Source organism: Butyrivibrio sp. (assembly GCF_024699075.1).
The window spans coordinates 1-4189 of sequence record NZ_JAILQF010000288.1; the positions used below are offsets into that span (position 1 = coordinate 1).

At 38.0% G+C, this 4189-nt stretch carries 2 protein-coding genes and 1 pseudogene; all 3 read left to right on the plus strand.

Annotated features, from left to right (window positions below; translation table 11 throughout):
* Window positions 1–320, plus strand: a pseudogene (locus K6G87_RS11765) (hypothetical protein); the annotation flags it as partial.
* A gap of 599 nt (window positions 321–919) precedes the next feature.
* Window positions 920–2209, plus strand: coding sequence for a GNAT family N-acetyltransferase (locus tag K6G87_RS11770; RefSeq protein ID WP_296837438.1), 1290 nt, complete (start codon window positions 920–922; stop codon window positions 2207–2209).
* A gap of 183 nt (window positions 2210–2392) precedes the next feature.
* Window positions 2393–4180: an RsiV family protein gene (locus K6G87_RS11775; RefSeq protein WP_296837440.1), complete on the plus strand. Its 1788-nt coding sequence runs from the start codon at window positions 2393–2395 to the stop codon at window positions 4178–4180.
* The last annotated feature ends 9 nt before the right edge of the window (window positions 4181–4189 follow it).

The window sequence follows — 4189 nt, forward strand, 5'->3', positions numbered from 1 at the left end:
CTCTTATAGATTATCTTGCAGGTAAAGACGCAGATAGTAGTCTTACATCCAGAATAGATGCCAAAGTCAAGGAAGCCATTGCTAAGAGCCTGTGGAGGAAAGAGTATATGACTTACAAAGAACATATGGATGAGGAATATAATCGTGGATTGAAAGCTGGAAGAGAAGAAGGAAGAGAAGAAGGAAGAGAAGAAGGCAAAATAAGTGGCCGAGTCATAGCACGCCATGAAGATGGTATGCCGATTGCTGAGATTGCAAAGAAGTCTGGTATTTCAGAAGATGAGGTTAAGACTATCCTAGAGGATGAAGGATTGATATGATTACACGTAGGGGAGCGCCAGCTCCCCTATTTATCTTTTCACACCAATTTTATTGAACCTGGTACCAATGTTCTCTATTTATGATTCTTGATAATTATGTGCAATGGATTATGCTGACTGTTGTCTTTATAGTTGCAGTTGTATTTTTGTATAAAAAACCAGCAAGAGCATGAGAATATTTTTTGTGTGACAGTAGGGTTACGGACAAAGGAGTATTTATGCTTATACTGAAGACTACAACAGGTCCAGTCAGCATCTTTGCGAGAAACTTTTGATTATTTTTTATAGTTGACAATAACAAAAGCTGAAAGTATACTAACAGAAAACATTTGATCGAAAAGCAGTAGCTGCGTAGTGTGTGCGAATGCTTTTTGCGGAGAATATCAATATGACATTTTATATCCTTGTTGACAATTTTAATAATACTACCGAAACACCCGTGAATAATAATAATAATCAGGGGTTTACTTTTGGTATGGTCGATGAGGATCAAGGAATAGGCATAAGCTGATAACAGTATATGCATAACACTTGCTTATAAGCCTCATCAAACATACGTTTGATGGGGCTTAATTTTTTTATATAACAGGAGGAATATTATGGAACTAGTAAGAGTACAGGACTCAGATTACAAGAAGACTTATGAGCTTTATATGACTTTTCCGGAAAACGAGAATGGTTATATTAACAGCGTGTACGGCTATAACTATGAACAGTTCCTTGAATGGATCGAGAAGAAGAGAAACTGGTCTATGGGAAGAGAGCTTCCGGAAGGTTTTGTTCCAGATACAACCTTCGTTTTAGTAGATACTGATAAATATGTAGGCGTGTTTAACCTGCGTCACTGCCTAAATGATGCCTTAAGAGAAGGCGCAGGCCACATCGGCTACTGTATATCTTCCAAGTATAGAGGCAAGGGTTATGCTACCAAAGGACTTGCAATGACTCTAAAAAAAGCCCGCGAAATTAGTATTCATGAAGCATATCTTTCTGTTAACAAAGATAATCCGGCAAGTTTAAAGGTTCAACTAAAGAACGGCGCGTACATACATCATGAAGATGAAACACATTATTATACAAGAATAAATGCAATCAAAGAGGGGGCTTCCAGAAAAGAGATCGTAAGCGGATATTATAACAGCTATGTTGAAGATGACAGACTGGAGCGAACTGTTCATGGGAGACTAGAGTATGCGACTACCATGAACTATATTCATCGCTACGCAGGTAAGGGTTCCAAAGTCCTTGAAGTTGGCGCAGGTACTGGCCGCTTTTCCATAGCTCTTGCCAAGGAGGGAATGGACGTAACAGCAGTTGAATTCGTCCAGAGTAACCTTGATAAACTTCGTTTAGGAAGTAAGGACCTTTCAAATCTTGCATCATATCTTGGAGATGCTACAGACCTTAAAGATCTTGAAGATGATACATACGATCTTACACTTGTCCTTGGACCTATGTATCACCTTTATGACAAGGAGGATGCATTAAAGGCTATAGATGAAGCCATCAGAGTGACCAAAAAAGGCGGAACTATCATGTTTGCATTCATCTCTGTATACGCGATCATGTATTCCAACTATTTCTATGGCAACTGGTCAGAGGGACAGGCTGAAAACTTCACGGATGATCATAAAGTCAGACACTTCAAAGAGCAGCTCTTTACTGGCTATGATGTTGCTGAGTTTGAAGAACTGTTTGAGAAAAAAGAGATAGAGCATATCACAACTACAGGTGTAGACGGCCTTATAGAGCCTCTTGAACACAGGGTTGACTTCTCGGTATCTGACAAGGACTTTGAAGCTATTTCAAAATGGTACTTATCAGTTTGTGAAAAGAGAGAACTTCTAGGAAATACTAATCATCTGCTTTATATATGCAAGAAAGCATAATGCAAATTAGTAATCTTGTAAACGAAATAATACAAATCTGACAAAGCATTATTTGCCTCCTGCTTGATGGCTCTTTTTTCTGTTCATCCACCAAATTTGTATTTTGGTCATATGATTTGGTATATAACAGATAATTGTGCTACTATTTCAGTGTTTGACTTATTAATTATGTGGAGGATAGGAATGAAAAGAGTTAACATAATTGCGCCTTTATGCGCAGCACTTTTATTATCAGGCTGTTCTATTCCGGGAATTGAACTGCCTGGCTATAGCGATACTAAGGAAGAGGGCGCTGCCAAAGATAGCAGTGAAGATTCATCGAAAGATGAGTCTGAAGAAGATACTAAAAAGGAAACTAAAAAGACTGATGAATCAAATGAAGATAGCTCCAAAGAGGATGAGTCCTCAAGTGATGCTGTGGCTGAAGATGAGACTAGTGAGGAAGAAATTAAAGAGGCAGATTCAGAAGATATGGAGCATAAGATTCTAGGCGTATATGGAAGCGGAGCTCCTTCTTATAAATCTGTAGGCAGAAGCAACTATAAATATTCATATGATAAGCAGGCTGAATTATGTGAGAAGTCACAAAACTCCATAATGGTTGTCGCTGATCTTGAGGATGATTATCCGGAACTTGCCAAGACGCTTAAAGATAATGCTGATAATATGCTTGAAAACTTCGACTCGGAATTCGAAGATATGTATGATATGGCCAAGTCTCATTATGAATCTGATCCTGATTATTTTGAGGAATACTATGAGGTTGAACATCAGGAGATAACAAGATCAGATAGTATGGTACTGAGTATCCTGGAAACTGAAGATTTATATGGCGGAGGAGCTCATGGATATTACGCAGTATATGGCTACAACTACTACGTATCAAGTGGAGAGGAGATAAGTCTTGGTGATGTTTTAAACGTTTCTGAAGATGAATTAGATAAACTCCTTAAAGAAAAGCTCTTTGATCAGGTAGAAGACGGCGAAGGAACTTTCTTTGATCTTGACGAATCCCTTAGTCACTATAAGTATGATCCTGATGAAAAGAAAAGTATAGAATCCGGCGCTGAAGATTACGAGCTTGAATACAACTGGTATATGGCCATAGATGGTATACATATAGTATTCAATCAGTATGACATAGCTGATTATGCATCCGGTTCATTTGAAGTTGTATTTGATTATGACGAAGAGATAGTAAATGAAAATCTTGGATTCGATACAAGTAGGACATATTGCTACAAAGAAGAAATACCTTTTTATGAGTCTGAAAATGAAGCATATGAGGATGAAAATTACATAATATATAACAGTCAGAAGAGCAGCTTTGTTCTTGTATATGGAGATGGCAGTGCTGAATTTGATGACTACTATGGTGAAGAAACGGGAGCTTACAATGTCTATCATTTTGTAATGGATGATGGCAGAGAGTATATTCATCTTTCGACTGCATTTGGCAATGATTATTATGATACATACGTATTTGATGTAACTGATGGTGGCTGTGAGAAGGTAGATATTTTTGGCTATACTGGAGTGTGGATCGATGTAGATACAGAGTATAGCGGCCCTAAGGTATTTTCTAATGCAGATAATTTTATTATAGTTGACACAAGCTCTGCCCTTGGAACTTTCACTTACTACAATTATTACTCTATTGGCGATGACGGAATGCCGCAGGCGGATCCTAAAACATGCGTTATTGTTAAAGCCTCCACAGAAGATATCGTATTAGCAAAGAGTGTTAAGATGGAGAAGCTTGATGATAGCTTGGAGCCTACAGGAGATATGATAACTGTACAATCCGGTACAGGCTTTACTATTGTATCAACTGATGGAGTATCTTTTGTAGATCTTCTTTCATCAGACGGGCAGTATCTTAGATTATATATTGATAACATTGGATATGAAGGAACAGTTGACGGTGTATCTATTCAGGATATCTTCCCGGGTCTTGAGTATGTTGGCTGATACATATAG